The 18,886-nt window shown below is 39.1% G+C and carries 14 protein-coding genes and 1 pseudogene; 10 read left to right on the forward strand and 5 right to left on the reverse strand.

Features of this window, described 5'->3' with window-relative positions; translation table 11 throughout:
- Positions 1-78: 78 nt before the first annotated feature.
- Positions 79-741, reverse strand: a complete 663-nt coding sequence (locus MKY92_RS30120; protein ID WP_339298670.1) for a DNA alkylation repair protein — start codon at positions 739-741, stop codon at positions 79-81.
- A gap of 238 nt (positions 742-979) precedes the next feature.
- On the opposite strand from MKY92_RS30120, the gene MKY92_RS30125 reads away from it, so the two are divergent.
- A complete protein-coding gene (locus MKY92_RS30125; RefSeq protein ID WP_339298671.1) occupies positions 980-1,936 on the forward strand; it encodes a YndJ family transporter in 957 nt (318 codons plus the stop codon).
- Positions 1,937-2,021: 85 nt separating this feature from the next.
- Positions 2,022-2,474: a HEAT repeat domain-containing protein gene (locus MKY92_RS30130; protein WP_339298672.1), complete on the forward strand. Its 453-nt coding sequence runs from the start codon at positions 2,022-2,024 to the stop codon at positions 2,472-2,474.
- A 220-nt stretch (positions 2,475-2,694) separates the two neighbouring features.
- Here the strand turns inward: MKY92_RS30130 and MKY92_RS30135 are convergent.
- Positions 2,695-4,185: pseudogene (locus MKY92_RS30135) on the reverse strand (aldehyde dehydrogenase family protein).
- Between the two features lie 28 nt (positions 4,186-4,213).
- Positions 4,214-5,299 (reverse strand): 5-methyltetrahydropteroyltriglutamate--homocysteine S-methyltransferase, encoded by a 1,086-nt coding sequence (locus tag MKY92_RS30140; RefSeq protein WP_339298673.1) that lies wholly within the window; start codon positions 5,297-5,299, stop codon positions 4,214-4,216.
- A gap of 274 nt (positions 5,300-5,573) precedes the next feature.
- On the opposite strand from MKY92_RS30140, the gene MKY92_RS30145 reads away from it, so the two are divergent.
- Complete coding sequence (locus MKY92_RS30145; protein WP_339298674.1) at positions 5,574-7,598, forward strand: right-handed parallel beta-helix repeat-containing protein; 2,025 nt, start codon at positions 5,574-5,576, stop codon at positions 7,596-7,598.
- On the opposite strand, the gene MKY92_RS30150 is transcribed toward MKY92_RS30145, so the two are convergent.
- Complete coding sequence (locus MKY92_RS30150) at positions 7,563-8,120, reverse strand: hypothetical protein (RefSeq protein WP_339298675.1); 558 nt, start codon at positions 8,118-8,120, stop codon at positions 7,563-7,565. The genes MKY92_RS30145 and MKY92_RS30150 overlap by 36 nt on opposite strands.
- Before the next feature lie 374 nt (positions 8,121-8,494).
- On the opposite strand from MKY92_RS30150, the gene dndB reads away from it, so the two are divergent.
- The 7 genes from dndB to MKY92_RS30185 all read left to right on the forward strand — a co-directional run bounded on the left by dndB (position 8,495) and on the right by MKY92_RS30185 (position 17,394).
- Positions 8,495-9,598, forward strand: a complete 1,104-nt coding sequence (gene dndB / locus MKY92_RS30155; RefSeq protein WP_339298676.1) for a DNA sulfur modification protein DndB — start codon at positions 8,495-8,497, stop codon at positions 9,596-9,598.
- On the forward strand, positions 9,588-11,093 hold the full coding sequence (dndC, locus tag MKY92_RS30160; protein WP_339298677.1) for a DNA phosphorothioation system sulfurtransferase DndC: 1,506 nt from the start codon (positions 9,588-9,590) through the stop codon (positions 11,091-11,093). The genes dndB and dndC overlap by 11 nt, the downstream gene beginning before the upstream one ends.
- An 18-nt stretch (positions 11,094-11,111) precedes the next feature.
- Positions 11,112-13,118: a DNA sulfur modification protein DndD gene (gene dndD / locus MKY92_RS30165; protein WP_339298678.1), complete on the forward strand. Its 2,007-nt coding sequence runs from the start codon at positions 11,112-11,114 to the stop codon at positions 13,116-13,118.
- Positions 13,115-13,480 (forward strand): DndE family protein, encoded by a 366-nt coding sequence (locus MKY92_RS30170; protein WP_069012346.1) that lies wholly within the window; start codon positions 13,115-13,117, stop codon positions 13,478-13,480. The genes dndD (MKY92_RS30165) and MKY92_RS30170 overlap by 4 nt, the downstream gene beginning before the upstream one ends.
- 21 nt (positions 13,481-13,501) lie before the next feature.
- A complete protein-coding gene (locus MKY92_RS30175) occupies positions 13,502-14,632 on the forward strand; it encodes an aminotransferase class V-fold PLP-dependent enzyme (protein ID WP_339298679.1) in 1,131 nt (376 codons plus the stop codon).
- A gap of 360 nt (positions 14,633-14,992) precedes the next feature.
- Entirely contained in the window at positions 14,993-17,017 is a 2,025-nt protein-coding gene (dndD, locus tag MKY92_RS30180) for a DNA sulfur modification protein DndD (RefSeq protein ID WP_339298680.1), read from the forward strand.
- Between the two features lie 2 nt (positions 17,018-17,019).
- Positions 17,020-17,394: a hypothetical protein gene (locus MKY92_RS30185; RefSeq protein ID WP_339298681.1), complete on the forward strand. Its 375-nt coding sequence runs from the start codon at positions 17,020-17,022 to the stop codon at positions 17,392-17,394.
- 57 nt (positions 17,395-17,451) lie between these two features.
- Here MKY92_RS30185 and MKY92_RS30190 read toward each other — a convergent pair.
- A protein-coding gene (locus MKY92_RS30190; protein WP_260411030.1) for an IS3 family transposase occupies positions 17,452-18,779 on the reverse strand; the annotation gives its coding sequence in 2 pieces (ribosomal slippage) (positions 17,452-18,410 and positions 18,410-18,779; 1,329 coding nt in all).
- Positions 18,780-18,886 lie beyond the last annotated feature (107 nt).

Below are 18,886 nucleotides of genomic sequence, written 5' to 3' on the forward strand. Positions count from 1 at the left end.
ATCCTTTTTTCATATTGAGACTTCTAATTCCTTTATTTTCACATCAAATCCTAATGAATATTTCAGGGGTAACTAATTTTAATTTCGTTTGTTAACTTCAATTGCAATGAACTCTGGCAAATAATTAGGAGTACAACCCTTTGATACCATTTCATCTTTATAAAGACCTGTATTCTCACCAAGTTTAATACAACGTGCACGATTCTTTTGATCATAAATGCCTATCCAGCCTGCAATGAAATTCATAGCCCACTGCACTTCCGGCTCTTCCTGCGAAATATTAGCTTCAATTGCAGATAGTAAGTCTTCGGTGTTATCAGGAGGCGTTTGTCCAGTCCATCTCAATCGCGCTTGATAATACCAGAAAGCTCGCCTTTGAAGAGCAGAAGGGCTATTTTCCCATGACTCCATCAATGCAATGGTCTTCTTGTCTTTGGTGAGCTGATTAGCCATTAACCAATCCATTAAGTTATTTCGCTCATCAAAAGTGTGAGTTTGCATATCCTTATCAAGCTTATTGAGCACTTCTTGTGAAAGAAGTTTTTTATCCATAATTAAAATAGCTAATAGTCTGGGTGAAAATGCTTCGGTTGACCAAAGTTCCATAGCTAGTTCGTGATCTTTTTTAATATCCTTTGCGATTTTTCGTAATTCGCCTAGCTTAGTTTTACTATTAATCTGTTGTAGAATGTCCCCTGCCTTTGAAGAGTATTTCATTTCTGTACTTTTATCCTTATTCATTTGATACCACAGCTCCTTTATCGCGAAAGTCTTTGAAAAGCGGAAGGGCTATTTCCCCTGACTCCATCAACCGCAGTAAGATAAGCTTATTTTCATATATTTACAAATAAATGTGTTAGACTACTTAAAGAAGAATTGCCGATCTATATTAAAGACTGCTACACAACTGGATACAGGCAGTTATTACGATAAACGTAGTTAGAAAGGAAACCCCATGAAAAGTTCCTTGAAACAACGAATGAAATCATTATTTTTAACAGTGTTTCCTGGTGGAATTATAACCATTCTTATATTTTCCCTTGATTACTTCCAATTTGAACTTGTTGAAAAATTTCTGCTTTTTGCGGCTTTTGTCATTGTACCTCTTGTGATTTTACTTTTGAACCATGATGAAAAGAATAAACATCAACGATTGATTTATGCTGCTATGAAATGGCTTCAAATTCCCGCTGCGCTTCTTACCCTGGCGTCGGTAATGAGTAGTAAGATGTGGGGGTTAGAAAGTACGGAAATCCCAGGAATTCTGTCTCTTGGATGGCTACTGTTCACACTGTTGCTTGGCATCTATGGCTTGACCACGATTGTAATCTCTAAAGGAAAAGCAGCTGAAATAGCGATTGGTGCGGGGCTCGTTTATTTTTTTATCGGGGGCATTTGGTTTACCTTATATCAATATCAATTGAACCTGTTCCAAGCTAATCCTTCAACGCACGCGTTAAGCTCGCTCCACTTCCATTTCTCATCTGCGATCGTTCCGATTTTTATTGGTGCACTGGGGCGCATCATGACAAAGAAAAGCTGGTATCCTTGGGTCGTTGCCATCGATATCATCGGACCCATATTGATTGCTATTGGTATGATTTTCTCCAAGCCAATTGAATACATTGGTGTCACTTTGTTCGCCTGTAATATTGTGGTTTACACCGCTTATCTCCTTACTTACTTGAGAAAAAACGCTTTGGATATTAAGGCAGCCTTCTTCTTAGGCCTTTCTTGTCTAGCCTTTTACACGGTTGTTGTCATTTCCATCTTCTATCCGTTACTGAAAAATATGTACTCCTTAACTAGACTCGATTTTATTCCCATTTATGGATCTCTGCATGCGTTTGGTTTTGTTTTATGTGGACTAATTGGTTGGGTGTATATGGTGGACTTCATTAAGGAAAAGGCTAACCAATCGGCTTCATATGAGTAGTTTAGTCAGGTTCGTGCTATAATAGTGATCACATAAATAACATTCATCATTCTGCCGAGATGGCGATGATTAAGGAGATTGAATTTTGACGAACAACCATGATATTGGAGCAGTTAACGAACTACCGGAGAACTTTGAAGAGCTCAAACGAGCGGCTAACCGGACGTCGAGCTGGAGAGAAAGACTGAATGCAGTGAACGAATTGGGGAACTGGAATACAGCCCCTACCATTAAATTGCTGCAGCATGTTTTGAAAAACGATCAAGTGTTTCAAGTGCGCGAAGCCGCATATCAAAAGCTCAAGCAGTTGGATGAAGATGTACAAATGCCTGCCAAAAACAAAGGTGAGCTGTTTAAAGGTACTAACAAAATCTTGCTACGGATTAAAAAAAGCCTTCCTGAAGGTCACACATTTGAGCAATTTAAGGAAAAATTGCAAAAGACACGTCTGGATATCTATGATACTTACGAGGGCGACAAAGATGCTGAGTTCGACTCCTGGCTCCATGGAATTTGGGAGTCACTAGGTAGAAAATAACCGCCGTTCACCGTATAGTAGCTGAGTATCAAGCCACTCCATCAATGGAGTGGCTTCTTTATTTTTTCAGCGTCACCTCCATCAGATGTGGGGTTATTTTTTCTCTAAAAAAGTCACCACTGTCAAACTGATCAGACAAAAAAACGCCCTGTCTACTGATTCTTAAAAATCAGTAGACAAAGCGCAAAGTTAGAGCCTTTTTGAACAACCTCTATACCATTTATTCTGGGATATAAGGAAGATCCAGTGTCTTCGGAACGTTGATGACATGCTTTTCTGTATAAGTGCGGATACCTTCCGCGCCGTATTCACGGCCAATACCCGATTGCTTGAAGCCACCGAAAGGGAACCGAACGTCGAGCCCCTGCACAGCAGCTGTATTGATCATGGTCGTTCCAGCTTCGAGTTGACGTGCGACGGAGATGGCATCCTCTTCTTTCCCCCACACAGAACTCGTCAATCCATATATGCTTTCATTGTGTAGATGAATAACCTGCTCTTCATCGTCAAATGGCAGAATCGGAACCGTAGGGCCAAACTGTTCCTCCACCACAATTGGATCATGAACATCGCAACCCAAAACAAGCGTAGGTTGTAAGAAGTAACCTTGGTCAAACAGCTTCTGATCCAGAATTTGCCCGAGAGGGATGACCTTAGCCCCGCGCTTTTGCGCATCTTCAACCAAACCAAGCACAACATTCTTCTGCTTCAGGTTATTAACCGGACCTATCGTTGTATTTGAATCAAATGGATCACCAATTCGAATCCAGCGATTAGCCGCCTCTATATATTTTTCCACAAACTCATCATAAATAGAACGGTGTACATACACACGTTTGGCGATCATACAGATCTGTCCTGCTGTCAAGAAATTTGAAATGACAATCCGACGCATGGCTCGCTCATCATGAACATCAAAACTTTACAAGAAGATAGCCGCATCATTACCACCAAGCTCAAGCGTCATATCCTTAATCGTTTCCGAAGCCGCTTTAATAATATGCTTAGCTGTTGCAGTTCCACCTGTAAAGGCGATTTTAGTAACAAGAGGATTACTAGTCAGTTCAACACCCACATCTGCATCACCATGAACGACATTGATTACCCCAGCCGGGAACTCACTCGCAATAATCTCTGCCACTTTCGCTGCCGCCAGTGGCGCATATGGACTTGGTTTAAGCACAATGGTGTTACCCGCAAGTAAGGCAGGAGCGATCTTAATCGTAGATAAAGCAATAGGATAGTTCCATGGACTAATCGCTGCCACCACACCAATTGGATCATAGGAAAGAATCGTTTTACCATTCTCATGCTCTTTGATCTCTTCCTGTAGAGCGGATTTGGCTTCATTACAAGCAAACTCCATCCACATTAAGGAAACATAAATTTCACCGTGTGCATCATACAGGGGCTTGCCATGCTCTCTGGACAGCAAATGAACAATTTCATTCTCAGCTGCTCTAATCTTCTCGATCGCCTTGCGCATCATCATAATGCGTTCATCAATGGAGGTCTGCTTCCATGTTTTAAAAGCTCCTGCCGCTGCTTCAATCGCTTCAACGGCTTGTTCTTTCGTAGTGACAGGGAAATAGCCTACGATCTCAGTTGGGTTGGCCGGATTCTCTTTTGCTAACTGCGAAAGGGATTTTACATTCTGACCATTAATGAACGCTTCAACGGTAATTGTCTCTTGGTCTGCTTGGATCGTCATTTTACATCCCCTCCGTTATTTAGATGGATTAATTCCAAACTTCTTCTGCAATTTCCTTAACGTAACGAAGTTTACGCCATTGTTGTTCTTCCGTTAAAATATTGCCTTCTTCTGTAGACGAAAAGCCACATTGTGGACTCAAACAAAGTTGCTCAAGTGGTACATAGGTTGCCGCCTCTGCAATCCGAGCTTTAATGTGTTCTTTATCCTCTAACTCGCCTGTTTTCGATGTGAGTAAACCAAGCACGATTTTCAAATCTTTTCGATTCACATATTTTAATGGCTCGAAACCACCTGAGCGCTCATCATCAAATTCTAAGAATAATCCGTCTACGTTTAAGCCTCCAAAGATAACTTCAGAAGCGTAATCATAACCACCCGTTGAGAAATAATTCGATTTATAGTTACCACGACAAATATGCATCGTCACAACTAAATCTGCCGGTTTATGAGACAAGGATTCATTAATCATGCGCTGCATCGTTTTCAACTCTTCCGCTGGTTCCAGACCTTTAGCACGTAGCTTATCGTGACCAGCGTCTGAGAATAGGTCTGCCCAAGCTGTATCATCTAATTGCAGATATCGACATCCCGCATCATAGAAGGCTTGAATGGCTTTTTGATACGCCGCAATCGTATCCTGAAGGAATTGCTCTCGGACCGTATAGATATTGGCGTCATTCTCCAATCGATATAGAAGCATGTTCGGGCTTGGAATGGTCTGTTTCGCCACTGCGTCGCCAGCATGCTTTTTCAAAAACTCAAAATCCTCAACAAAGGGATGACTCGAGAAATCTACTTTACCAACAACACGAAGCCCGCCCTTGCGCGTCTGCATATTATGGAATTTTGGTCCGTCTATTTGCTCATACAGCTCTACGCCATCCAAGCCGCCCAGAAAATCAAAATGCCACCAGCTTCTGCGGAATTCACCATCCGTAACTGCCAATACGCCATTTTCCTTTTGCTTTTCAATGATTCGAATAATCTCTTTATCTTCCACAGCTCTTAATTGCTCATATGTGATGTTGCCTAATTTATATTGTTCACGTGCCTGACTTAAATCTGCAGGACGTAGAAAGCTACCTACATGATCATTACGAAATGGTATCATAACTATTTCTCCTTCTAACTTTTTAGTCTAATGAGTATAGCATGATGAAAAGGAATGCTTGTTATATGAAAAAAGCATGGCTAGTCATAGCTTTTAACAATAGCTAAAAGACTTTAATACGCAAAAATCCACAACTTCATAGGGTAGTGGATGTGGTTTACCTTATATCAGTATCCATTTAGCCTAACATCCGCCTTCCTATCTCTCCCAATATATTTATTTCTAGTATAATAACGGGATACAACAAACATTTTAAAATAGAAGGAGAGTTGTTATGGAATATCATGTATCCATACATGGGAATGATCAAGGAAAAGGAACAGCGGATCAACCCCTTCGTACCATATCACGCGCTGCGGCTCATGCCATGGCCGGTGATACAGTTATTGTTCATGCGGGAGTATACAGGGAATGGGTTAACCCGGCTAATGGAGGAACAGCGGAGCATAGAATCGTATATCGATCCGCAGGAGACGGAGAAGTATTGATTACAGGAGCTGAACGGATTACCAACTGGAATTCTGAAGGAAACCATGTCTGGAGCACAGAAGTGCCCAATTCCCTCTTTTCCGTTCGCAATCCCTATGAGGTAGAGCTCAGTGGAGACTGGTTGTTTGACGGGCCCTTCCCAATTCATCTCGGCGATGTCTATTTGGATGGCAAATCATTGTATGAATGCGATAGTATTGAAAGCGTTAACAATTCTGAAGTTTGGTCCGAAGCCAAGTATCCTAAGGATTCATTGTTAAAATGGTATGCCGAGGTTGGTTCTACAACAACAAAAATCTGGGCCAACTTTGGTGGAAAAGACCCTCGTACGGAAAATGTAGAAATTAATGTACGTCCTTATTGCTTCTGGCCTGAGAAACCGGGAATTAACTACATCACCGTAAGCGGTTTCACACTTCGTCAAGCCTCCCCCCAATGGGCACCACCTACGGACTACCAGGAAGGTTTGATTGGACCTCACTGGAGTAAGGGCTGGATTATTGAAAACAATATCATCAGTGAATCCAAATGCGTTGGTATTAGCCTGGGTACCGAAATCGGTACAGGTCACACCAAGTCTTTGGAGAAGCATAGTAAAGGCGGTACTCAACGTGAGCAGGAGGTTATTTTACGAGCATTACGCTCCGGCTGGCATAAGGATAACGTCGGCAGTCACATTGTTCGAGGTAATGTAATTCATGATTGTGAACAGGCAGGTATTGTGGGTCATATGGGAGCAGCCTTCAGCCGCATTTATCAGAACCGTATTTATAATATTCACCACAAACGACTCAGACACGGTGCCGAAGTAGCGGGAATTAAACTGCATGCTTCACTGGATACTCAAATTAGCGAAAATATAATGTATAGCTGTTACCGTGCACTTTGGCTGGACTGGCAGGCACAGGGCACTCGCATCAGCCGTAATGTATTTTTTGACAATCTTTCGGAAGACCTTTTCGTTGAGGTGTGCCATGGTCCGTATATGGTCGATCACAATCTATTTCTCTCTCCGATGAATTTCAGAAATATGGCTCAGGGCGGGGCATTTGCTCATAATTTGTTTGCAGGCAGATTTGTAGTTCGTTCCGAAATTACTCGTATTACGCCATATCACTTCCCTCACGAGACGGCCATGGCCGGATACTCCAATATCACTGGAGGCGATGACAGGTACTACAACAATATCTTTATAGGTGACAATGATCCTAATAAGGAGCCTGTGCCCATCACCTTTTTTGAGCATCTTCCCCTTAAATCAAGGGATGAAGTTGGAGAGGACGGGAAGACGGTCATGGATGGTGTTCCGGACAATTCCATATGTTATCTGCATGCTGTGGGACTTGGCGGCTACGATCAACATCCGGATGTGAAAGATAAGAAATGGTGGGAATACACCAAAGAGGAGCTTATGGAGCTTGGCGATGCCGCGAAGGATTTCTTTATAGGCAATGCCGTACTTCCGGTAGCTATGGGTGGCAATGTATTTCTTAACGATGCGGTTCCAAGTCGTCACGAATCGGATGCGAAGATCTATTCACAGAAGGGTATAAACGTTGAAATTGATCCTGCGCAAGGTAAGGTGCACATTCAGATCCATGATCCCGAATTGCTTCGGGGAGTCTCTGCCCTGTTGGTTACCACGGACCTGCTTGGAAAGACTTATCACGCCAACATGAAGTTTGAGGAGCCGGACAGCAGTCCATATCATTTTAACTCCGACTTTTTCGGAACAAAGAGACCCGATGCAGATGTCACACCTGGTCCGTTTGAGTTAACCGACAAGGGTACGATTGATTTTGAAATTTAAATTTTTTATTGAGGGTCCAGTCATTTTAGGTGATTGGATCAAAATATAAACAAAGCCATTCCGGACATGGAGTGGTTTCTTTGCTTTGCATAGGACTTCTCTAATATAGAATATTAGTTCTTTGTATCCCAAGCAGTATGGTTTCCCCCAATCAGACCATAATAATTTTAATCCTTTAACTAGCCACTCTCCACCAAAAGCTATTGTTCCTTCGTGTGAAGCATAAATAATCCAGTCCATTTTGTGTGAAGTCCAAAACCCCTCACGACCTGGAAGGTCGCCGTTGTAACCATAATAAGGATACAGATTGGAAACCTGTATATTAAAAGTCTCACCTGTTTCTAGAAATTCAATCACCTGCTCAACTTCATGGTGCGTAAGCAAAGTAATAATATCATTTAGCTTTTCTCCACTCTCTATATATTCGGAATCAAAAGATATAAGGTCTTCTCTACTGCAATCGAATAATGGATACCAGTAAGGTTGTCTTATATCCCACACTCGTTCCATATCTTTTCTCAATTGGCTAGAGACCGTGAATACTGGCAATCATCCAGCAAAAGAGCATCAAGGATATTGTATTTTTCTTTGACGCTTTCCTTGAGTTTGTGCTTACTTATGGTACGGTTCACTGTATCATCCATAAAGCGAAAGCTGATAACACAGTGAAGCAGGTGTAAGCGTTACTTACTATACATGGCTTGAACAAGGACGGGCCAGAGATGTGATTTAAGATAATGCACTATGTCTTGGGAAGTGTTATCACCTTTATATTTTAGAAATTTTAATTATTATCTCCCTTTTTCGTCAATTTTCTAATATAAATATTGAACATCCGTTCGTATTGAAGTAAAATCAAACTACATTCATTAATATTACGTACGTAATAAAGGAGAATGCTCTATATGAACTTTAGTTATAGTTTTCCCGCTCTCCGTGGAATTCAAGCAGGGAGAGAATTCTATACAGTGATGTGCCCGCTCAGGCTGATTCCTAGGATATTTCTGTTTGATGAAGAAGAGATTCCCGTTGAACACCGGGCTCAGCGTCTTATGAATAAATCAAGAATTCCGGATATAACCAACTATATTCTTGAGAATCCAAAGGACTACATATTTTCTTCGTTAACGGCATCTGTAGATGGGGAATTAGTCTTTCAGGAGCATTCAAGCGAACTTAAAGATATAGGATATCTCTCGATCTCACTTGATTCAAAGTTTCTAATTAATGACGGTCAACACAGGAGAGCGTCAATTGAAGAAGCTTTGAAGATTGCTCCAGAACTCGGAGATGAGACCATTTCTGTAGTCTTTTTTCATGATTTAGGGCTTGTGCGTTCTCAGCAAATGTTCTCCGATCTTAATCGACATGCGGTGAACACAACTTCTTCTATCGGTATACTTTATGATCACCGCGATCAAATGTCTCTCATAACAAAAGGAGTAATTTCAGAGATCCCCTTGCTGGATCGATACACCGATCGGGAAAAGGTGAACCTTTCAAAAAATTCTCCTAAATTATTTGCATTAAACCATATATTCAATACGAATTGCAGACTTCTAGGCAAGCGGAAAGGCGAGATGATCTCTGAGCAAGAAAAGGAATTCTTAAATGAGTTCTGGATTCTTTTAATTGCTACTATTAATGAATGGCAGCAGGTGCTGATGAAGAAAACATCACCTAGAGATTTACGGGCAAATTCTATAGTTGCTCATGGTGTTTTCTTAGAAGCTATAGGTATTATAGGTCACTATCTTTATTTCTATCATCCAGATGAGTGGCAGAAATATATTGAGAAATTAAAACATATTGACTGGCGCAGGGATAATAAAGAAGATTGGCAAGGTCGTGCCTACAGCCATACTGGTCGTATTAATAAGAACAATCAGACTGTTCAACTAACAGCCAATCTCATTAAGAATAAAATTGGACTCCCTCTTACAGAACAAGAACAAAAAATAGAAGATAAATTTAAGGAGGTCTTTCCTCTTGGAACTTAATATTTTTAACACTGGCAGTAAATTTAATGAATCCAGAGAATTGGTGAAAGAAGTATATCTATCTGATGATCGTCCCTGGGTAATTGGCTTTAGCGGAGGTAAAGATTCCACTGCTCTGGTTCAAATAGTATTTCAGGCATTAAGCGAACTTCCACCTAACCAATTAAATAAAAAAATATATGTGATTTCTTCGGATACTCAGGTTGAAACACCACTTATTATTGATAAAATTACCCGCACCTTAGGAAGAATTCAGACTAGAGCCCTTGAAATGGGACTTCCTATTGAAACCCAAAAAGTAAGACCAAAAGCCGAGCAAACATTCTGGGCTTCTATTATTGGGAAAGGGTATCCAACTCCACGTCAAAAATTCAGATGGTGCACTGACCGGCTAAAAATTGAACCTGCCAACAGGTTCATTCTTGAAAAAGTAGATCAATTTGGTGAAGTTGTAATGCTTCTTGGGGTCCGAGATTCCGAAAGCTCTACTCGAGCCGCTGTCATGCAGTCACATACTATAGAAGGGAAAAATTTAATGCGGCACTCCACCCTGCGGAATGCCTTTGTATTTGCACCGATCAGATCATTTCATGTAGACGACATCTGGGAATTCCTGCTCCAATATCCTTCACCTTGGGGCGATGATAATAATGAACTGCTGCAATTGTACCAAGATTCCAGTAGTGAATGCCCACTGGTTGTAGATAAAGAAATTAAGGAAAGTGCGGGTTCATGCGGAAACAGTCGATTTGGATGTTGGACTTGCACAGTTGTAAACGAAGATAAAGCACTGAGTGGATTTATTAATAGCGGTGTAGAATGGCTAACTCCACTCTATGAGTTCAGAAATTACCTAGTGAATATTCGTGAAGATCGTTCTAAACGTCAAAAACATAGAATGAATGGTGAAGTTTATCTGACAACGAACCTCGGAGGAGTTAATGAAGAGGACATTAGAGCGAATAAATATAAAAGCATCAAAAAATCCGAGATCAAACAATTTATAGAAGATAACAATATAAATCTGGCAACAATTGAACAACTTGATGTATTTGTTGAAGATGAAGATGGAAAGTTCAAGCGTTTCGGGGTGGGCCCTTTCACCTTAAATGCTCGAGAAGAGATTCTCAGAGAACTACTTCGAACTCAGAAAAAAGTTCGGGAACTTTATGATCCAAATATCGAGCTCATTACTTTTGAGGAACTTAAGGAAATCCGTAAATACTGGCATAACGATCTTCAATGGGAAGATCGCCTCCCTCAAATTGTTGAAGAGGAAACCGGAGAAATCTATGATTGGCATAAAGATGACCGCCCTGTATTTAAAGAAGATCAGATTACTGATTTAGAGACACTCTGCCAGGAAGAAGGGGTAAACTTGAATCTGCTTAAAAAGCTAATTGCAGTAGAGAAGGATTACTCCGGTGTGAAAGTTCGAAGAGGGCTGATTCAGGCTTTTGACAAGACTTTAAACCAAGATTTCTTACATTTATAAAGGTGGATTAGATAATTCATGCAGATCAACAAACTGGTCCTTCGTAATATTGGTGCTTATCACGGGGATCTTAACAACTTTAACTTTAAAACAACCACTAACCATAATGTAATATTAATTGGTGGGAAAAACGGAGCTGGGAAAACTACCATTCTGGAATCCATTCGAATCGCTTTATTTGGTTCTATGGCCTACGGTTATATTACTGAGAATGAAGCTTATTTCAAGAAAATCCGATCCCTGCTTAATCGAAAAGCTCTTCATGAAAATAATCAGGATAAGTACCAAATTGTTCTTGAATATCTATCAACAGAAGAGTTTGAACCTATTACCTACTCTTTAATCCGCAGCTGGAGTATTAAAGAGAATAAGATTAGAGAATATTTTTCTGTTAAAAAAAACAATGCTCATCTTAATGCCCAGGAGATTTCTGATTTTCAAAATAAACTCAGAGAAGAAATGCCGCCAAGGTTATTTGAACTTTGTCTATTTGATGGTGAGGACATATCCAGAATTGTGTCTGAAGAGAAAATCCCTGATTATTTACAGGATGCAGGAAAGATCCTCTTTAACCTAGACCTATTTGTTAACCTAGAAAAAGATCTTCAAAACTACAGACAACAGCATGCAAAGAAAAACTCTGACGCTTCTAGGGAATTGGAAATCAAAAATTTACTTGAAATAGAAATTCATGATCTACAAAATCAATTGAAAAATCTCCAAAGTGATCTGCTTAATCATCAAGATGAAGCTGCTAAACTCACAGATTTAATAAGACAAGATAAGAAGGATTTTGAAATTCATGGTGGACTTATTCAGGAGAACAGACAGCAGTTAATCCAACAAGTCAATGAAATTGAGCAACGCAGAAAACAAAATTCTGATCAGATTAAAGCATTTACTATATCTTATCTTCCATTCTATATTGCTCGTGAAACGTTAGCAAAAGTTACAGATCAGATTGCCAAAGAGAAGGATTATGACTCTTTTGAGTATATAAATACAACCTTGAAAAAGGATCACCTATCACAATTACTAAGCAGCCTTACACCATCGTCGAATTTGAATCTTTCAGATCAACAAGTTGAAAGTTTGCACAGTGGTCTATTAGACCTTATTAAACCTTCAATTACCGAAGTGTTCCATAGATCTTCATTTGAACAACAGAATGAAGTCTACTCCATGCATAAAAACGTTCAATCAATCAAGTCACAGCATTATGTTGAATTGTTTGATGAAAATGCTGTTTTATTAGAAAAGTCTCAGGAATTACGTAAAGCGATTGATCTTAATGATAATTCAAGTGAATTCAAAGAACTTCTTGAGCGAATTGAGGAAAGTAATAGAAGATTAGAACAAATCAAAATGATATCCGAAAAACAAGAAGATGAAATCAATGAAATACATGAACAAATCAAGCATAAAGAAATCGCATTAATTAAACTTAATGATAGAATACGCGAGTATTATAAATCTGAAAGCTCTTATGCAATGACTGAGAAGTTATTGACTGTAAGTCAGCGTTTCAGGGAACGGCAGTGGCAAAAGAAACTGAACGATGTCGCTAAAGAAGCAACGAAAATGATTAATATCTTATTCCGAAAAAAGGATTATATTGACCGTATTCATATCGATTCATCAAGTTTTCAGATTACACTTTACAATAAACAAAGACATGAGATTACTAAGGAACGTTTATCAGCTGGAGAAAAGGAAATGTTAATGTTGACAGTAATCTGGGCTATGTTTAAAGTATCTGAGTGGAAACTGCCATTTGTTTTTGACACATTGTTCGGACGACTCGATCAAGACCATAAAAAGTCTCTGATTGAACATTTCATTCCGAAATGCGGGGATCAGGTATTAATGTTCACTACAGACTCAGAAATTGGAACTGAACATTTCGAAACGATTAAAGATATAACTTCAATATGCTATACATTAGAATACAACTCATTCCAGGAAACAGCTGAAATCGTTCGGGGCAGATATTTTAATATGAGTAAGGAGATAAGCCCAAAATGAATTTCACTCTCAAAACGTCTAAATATACAAAAGAAACCCTGTTACAGCTCCAAGCTTCCACAGGGATAACACCTAATATTCTGATTCGTTATGCTGTAGCTCTATCTATAAAAAAAGGGGATGTCCTCCCTCTCAGCAAAGACTTCAGTGAAGGCTTAGTTCTTAACCGAAATACAGTTACTGGGGAATTCGATTATATTTTTCGGGCAATGATTACACAGGCTGCGAATAAAGAGCTGACCGATGAAGATTACTTCCCCGGATACTTCAATGCCCATCTTGAAAGAGGTATACGTGACTTAGCCGCAGAGTACAAAGGCGCAGGAAATGCTGAAAAATTCATTCGTGCCTTGCTAATCTAACACAAAGGGCCGGGATAATATATGATCTATTTAGATAACAGCGCTACAACTAAATTACATCCAGAGGTTCTTGAGACCATGCTTCCTTATCTGAAGGAAGAGTACGGAAACCCTTCAAGCAAATTTTATTTATTAGCTGAGAATGCTAAAAAGGCGGTAAAAATTGCGCGAGAACAAGTAGCTCTATTACTTGGGTGTGATGATGATGAAATTGTATTTACCAGCGGTGCAACGGAGAGTAACAACATGATCATCAAAGGGGTACAAGACTATTACGGAAGATTATCTGAAAACTCAAATTACATGATCACATCTCAAGCGGAGCACCCTTCTGTATTAGAATCTTTCCGATATCTGGAGGAACGTGGAACGAATGTGAAGTATCTTGAAGTCGATTCTTTTGCAAGGGTTAATGTGAACGAACTTACCGAAGAACTGAAGCACCAACCACTTCTTACATCCATTATTTGGGGTAATAATGAAATTGGATCCTTAAATCCTATACCAGATCTTGCTCAACGATTTGAGAAGAATAATCTATTCTTCCATACAGATGCTACACAAATCATTGGTAAAGTTCCATTCTACCTAAAAGAACTACCAGGGATTCGTTTCTTATCCATGTCTGGCCATAAAATAGGCGGTCCTAAAGGAATCGGAGTAGCTGTAATTCGGAAACAATCCAAAGAGATTTATACCAAGTTAACTCCCCTATTACACGGGGGCGGTCAAGAAAATGATTACCGAAGTGGAACGCTTGCCGTTCATAATATTGTAGGATTAGGAAAAGCAGCTGAAATTGCCCATAAACATTTAAACGAGAATATCACCAAACTGAAAGAATTAGAAGAATACCTGATTGCACTACTTTCGGAAAATTTGGGTAATAAAATAACGTTTAACATTGACACCGAGAATAAAATTCCCGGCCTTATTAGTTTGCAATTTATAGGAGTAAACAATGAACTTCTACTCAAAAAGTTATCTCCATTTGTAGCACTTTCTTCGGGCTCAGCTTGCAGTTCAAGCAAACCAAGCCATGTCCTTACTTCAGCAGGACTAACTCTTGAGGAAGTCAGACAAACCATTCGAATCACTTTAAATCCAAATATCAGCAAATCAGATTTAGATATTTTCAGAAATATTAAGTAGAAAGCATTAAGACCAGTCAGATTTCAATCTGCCTGGTCTTTTTTACTCTTTATAAAATCATCCCCCCTTCTTATCCTAATGCTTCAACATATATGCTATAGTTAATTAGGTAAAATTATCTACTTTAACTAGTTACTAATTACTATATAAATCGAAAGGTGATTTCATGGAAACACTAAAACAACAAGAAAAAAAACTATTAAACGATCTCTGTGATCTATATAATCTTACTCCGGACTTAATTAATCTCCTAGTCAGAACCGCAGAAAAGAACATGCACGAAAACATATCATTAGCTGAAAAACGCACCGATTATATTGATTTGGTCGGTTATCATACGAAGGGAAAGGTATAATCTTCATGATTATTAAGAAACTAGTTCTCAATAACTACAAAACATTTTATGGACATCAAGAATTAGATCTAGATATCCCTGACAACTCACGTCAAGATAACAAGAACATTATATTAATTGGAGGTCTTAACGGTTCAGGCAAGACTTCGATTTTAAAAGCCATACACTATAGTTTATTCGGCAAACGCGGAATGTCTCCTGAGGAGTATAAACGTATTTTTTCAAATGTAATTAATAACACCTTTTTTAACGAAGGCGGAAGAGAGTGCTACATAGTCCTGACTGTCGAAGTTAATAACAAAGAAGAATGGGAATTAAAAACAAAGTGGATATTTGATCATAGTAAGATCCAGGTCTATGAGACAAGAGAAATTACAATCCGTAAACCAGGAGCGCGAATCGGCCGTACACAGATCATCAATAATATGGAAACCTACAATCGCTTTATTGATCGAACGATTCCGTATCACGTTGCGCCCTTTTTTATATTTGATGGAGAAGAAATTAAAGATATCATTTTAAGACAAAATAGTTATGAGATGAAGGAAGCTATACAAAAATTAAGTGGTCTGGAAGCTTATAAAGCACTAAGAACAGATTTGACGGATGCTCTTTCTTTTCTGAGCACCAAGATTTTTAAAGCTAATGCGAGTAAGTCTCCTGAAACCAATCAGGATAAAGTTAAGTATGAGCTCGCAGAAACGAATAAATCATTAGATGAATCTAAAGCCAGAAAAGACAAAGAAGAGAATCGAAAGACGAAGCTGCTGGATCAAATCCAGGCTTTAAAGAAAGAACGCGAGAATAAAATTAAACTCAATGCATCATCAAGAGAAGTTTATATCAAAAAGCTGACAGCTAGTGAAACCAAACTCCAAAGTTTTGAAACTAACTTCACTAAAGAGTTTATGGATTCTGCTTTTGACATACTGTTAAGAGATCAATACCTGCTGTTGCAGAAAGAGTTAAAGAAAGAAGAAAGCTATATGCAGCAAAAGTTAGTTAAAGAAGCTTCACTAGTTCCATATCAAAATTTCATATCAAACTTATTTGAAGTTGAACTAGATCCTCCTCTTACATCGACCCAAAAAGAGAATCTTATGCTATCAGGGGAAAAAATTTGGTCCAAACTAAATAAAATTAATTCAGAGCTTGAGGAAATCGAGCTGCTCCATGACTTAAATAAAGAACAGCACCGAAATTTAATGAACTTACCCATAAAGACTTCTCAACATTTAACGAGCATTTACAATCAAATGGAGAAAGAAAGAACTTTGATTCAACAATATGAATCGGAGATTAGAAAAGCCCCTGAATCGGTAGATATAGAGGAAGAAAACGAAAGAATTGATAATTTAACCAAAATGCTTGGTGAAGTAGAACTGAGATTAAAATCAGCTACCCGGAAAATCAATACATTAAGCGAAGAAAGAGCTCGTCTTAGCAAAAAACTAACGCAAACTGAGAAGAAAGAAGATAACAACAACCAGTATCAAGAACAATTTGAAGCCATCGCTTTGATTATCCAGTTTCTCGATGACTATATCGAAAAATTAACTGAATTAAAAGCCAACTTTATACGTGAACAATTCAAACTCATGCTTAACCAATTATTTCGTAAACAAGATGAATTCGGGAAGATTGAATTCGATATGAGTTCTTTTACGATCCGGTTATACAATGACCGAAACCAAGAAATTAGTGTCCATGATCGTTCTGCTGGAGAAATGCAGATTATTTCATCTGCTCTGATCTGGGCTCTTACAAAGTCATCCCGTTATGCGCTACCTATGATTATCGATACGCCGCTGGGAAGACTGGATAGTTATCATCGCTCATATCTTATTAATCATTACTATAAAGAGTTAAGTGAACAAGTCATTATCTTATCAACGGATACAGAAATTACTGAGGATTATATTAAACAGATTAAGGACAGTACCTATAAACAATTCACGTTAGATTATGATCAGAATAGAAAATATACACTAATCATACCAGGATATTTTCAGGCTAAGGGGGACGTCTAAGTATGGCAGGTTTTAAAAGAAAGCATCTTAGTTATGAAGGAAAAATACTGCTCGATTACTTTGCCGATGCCCTTTCCACTGACCGGCCATTTATAATGAAACTCGCATTAGCTAAAGGCCTCTCCTCACAGCGAAATATTGATATCATCAGACAAAGTGACGGAAACAGATGGGAAATCCCTGACTTCTTCAATGTGGATGAATATAACATGTACTCACACATTATCATTAACCAAGCTAGAAAAGTATTAAGTTCCGAAGAAATCAATAATGTAATCTTAAACCAGATTGAAAAAGGACTTCGAATATTGGAACAAATACAACAGGAAAAAAACTCGCTTGACGACTTAAAACTTGCAATATTAACAATGAATTAAGAAAAAGGGCAATCCAAATTTAAAATGTACCCCTTGTAAAGGACAAATTAAAAAAGGTTAGGCTGCTTCAAGCTGCTGTCTGTATCGCGCAGGCGGCAGCTTGTTTAAGTTCCATTGACCTCGATAATGATTGTAATAGATCATGTAGCTTTTCACTTCTTGCTTAACCTCTTCCAGGGTCATACATGTTTTGAAATTCGTTTCATCTTTAAAATGCCCAAAGAAGGATTCTTGTGGAGCATTGTCCCAACAGTTTCCTCGACGCGACATGGATTGACCTAGCCCCATGTTCTTCACAAGCTTTTGAAACTTTGGGTTCGTATAGTGAAATCCTTGATCCGAATGAATCAACGCATTCGAGGTGAGATGACGATGCTTTTTGAGTTGTTTCAACGTCTCCATCGCAATGTCCAAACCGAGTGAAGCAGAGACTTCATAAGCTAAAATCTCATTACTTTCAGCATCTTTAATGGTCGATAGGTAGGCTCGCTTATTTTTCCCATACGTTAAATACGTGATGTCTGTTAATAGTACCTTACCTGCAATCCCTTGCTTAAAAGCTCGATTTAACGTGTTAGGACAGGTTCGATGCTCTTGGGTGGCCTTGGCCATACGACGTGCGGGATTCGCTTTGCGAATCGGACAAACGATGTTGTACTTTTGCATGACACGACGAATTCGCTTGAGATTGTATGTGACTCCATAGTGGAGCTCCAGCGTCATTTTGATTTGACGGGCACCTTTCTTTCTTCCACGGTAATGGTAGGCTTTCAGAACGATTGCTTTTACTTTCTGATCGTCTTGTTCCTGATTTTGACGATGTAACCGAGCATCTTTGCTACAATATTGGTAATAGCCCGAACGTGAAACTCCAGCAATTTCACAAAGAACATGCACCTTGCGTTGGAAAGGGTATGTATGCATCATCTGTTGAATCAGTTCGAATTTTTGCCGCGTACTTAGTTGGATGTCTTTTTTCTCATCTGCCTTTCGAGTTGATCGAGCTTTTTTAAGAATTCATTCTCCGCTTCAAGCCATTTCATTTTCGCTTCCAAACGGGCATATTTTTCTTCAAGACTTAATTCACGGGTCAGCGGACGGCCTGAGGCGTGTTTTCTACCGTCAGTTAATCCAGTAGGTCCTTGTTCTTGAAAAGCCATACGCCATCGATTGGAAGCCTTTCGAATCCGGGTAGCACCCAAGACGTCAAGGGGAAAGCCTGCTTCCTGAAAAATCTCACGGGGAAGCGTACCTTGACTGTATTCTTGAATAAATCGTTCTTTGAACGCATCCGTGTACGTAATAGCTTTAGCACTGACATTTTTCACATAGGGATTTCTTCTTAACTGATCTTGCTCTTGAGTTGTAAAGTGTTTTTTTGACATTCGCTTGACCACCGCTCGTTTTTTTATTCATTGTACACAAAAAGACCCTACAAGATGACCTTTTTTAAAGTGTCCATCTTATAGGGTACATTTTAATTTGGATTTGC

It is taken from the genome of Paenibacillus sp. FSL R5-0623, assembly GCF_037974265.1.
Classification (GTDB): domain Bacteria; phylum Bacillota; class Bacilli; order Paenibacillales; family Paenibacillaceae; genus Paenibacillus.

What these genes read in the sequence shown, in the direction of transcription:
- MKY92_RS30120 (WP_339298670.1), bottom strand. Translation starts at nt 741, where the DNA reads ATGAATAAGGATAAAAGTACAGAAATGAAATACTCTTCAAAGGCAGGG.
- MKY92_RS30125 (WP_339298671.1), top strand. Translation starts at nt 980, where the DNA reads ATGAAATCATTATTTTTAACAGTGTTTCCTGGTGGAATTATAACCATT.
- MKY92_RS30140 (WP_339298673.1), bottom strand. Translation starts at nt 5,299, where the DNA reads ATGATACCATTTCGTAATGATCATGTAGGTAGCTTTCTACGTCCTGCA.
- MKY92_RS30145 (WP_339298674.1), top strand. Translation starts at nt 5,574, where the DNA reads ATGGAATATCATGTATCCATACATGGGAATGATCAAGGAAAAGGAACA.
- dndB (WP_339298676.1), top strand. Translation starts at nt 8,495, where the DNA reads ATGCTCTATATGAACTTTAGTTATAGTTTTCCCGCTCTCCGTGGAATT.
- dndD (WP_339298678.1), top strand. Translation starts at nt 11,112, where the DNA reads ATGCAGATCAACAAACTGGTCCTTCGTAATATTGGTGCTTATCACGGG.
- MKY92_RS30170 (WP_069012346.1), top strand. Translation starts at nt 13,115, where the DNA reads ATGAATTTCACTCTCAAAACGTCTAAATATACAAAAGAAACCCTGTTA.
- MKY92_RS30175 (WP_339298679.1), top strand. Translation starts at nt 13,502, where the DNA reads ATGATCTATTTAGATAACAGCGCTACAACTAAATTACATCCAGAGGTT.
- dndD (WP_339298680.1), top strand. Translation starts at nt 14,993, where the DNA reads ATGATTATTAAGAAACTAGTTCTCAATAACTACAAAACATTTTATGGA.
- MKY92_RS30185 (WP_339298681.1), top strand. Translation starts at nt 17,020, where the DNA reads ATGGCAGGTTTTAAAAGAAAGCATCTTAGTTATGAAGGAAAAATACTG.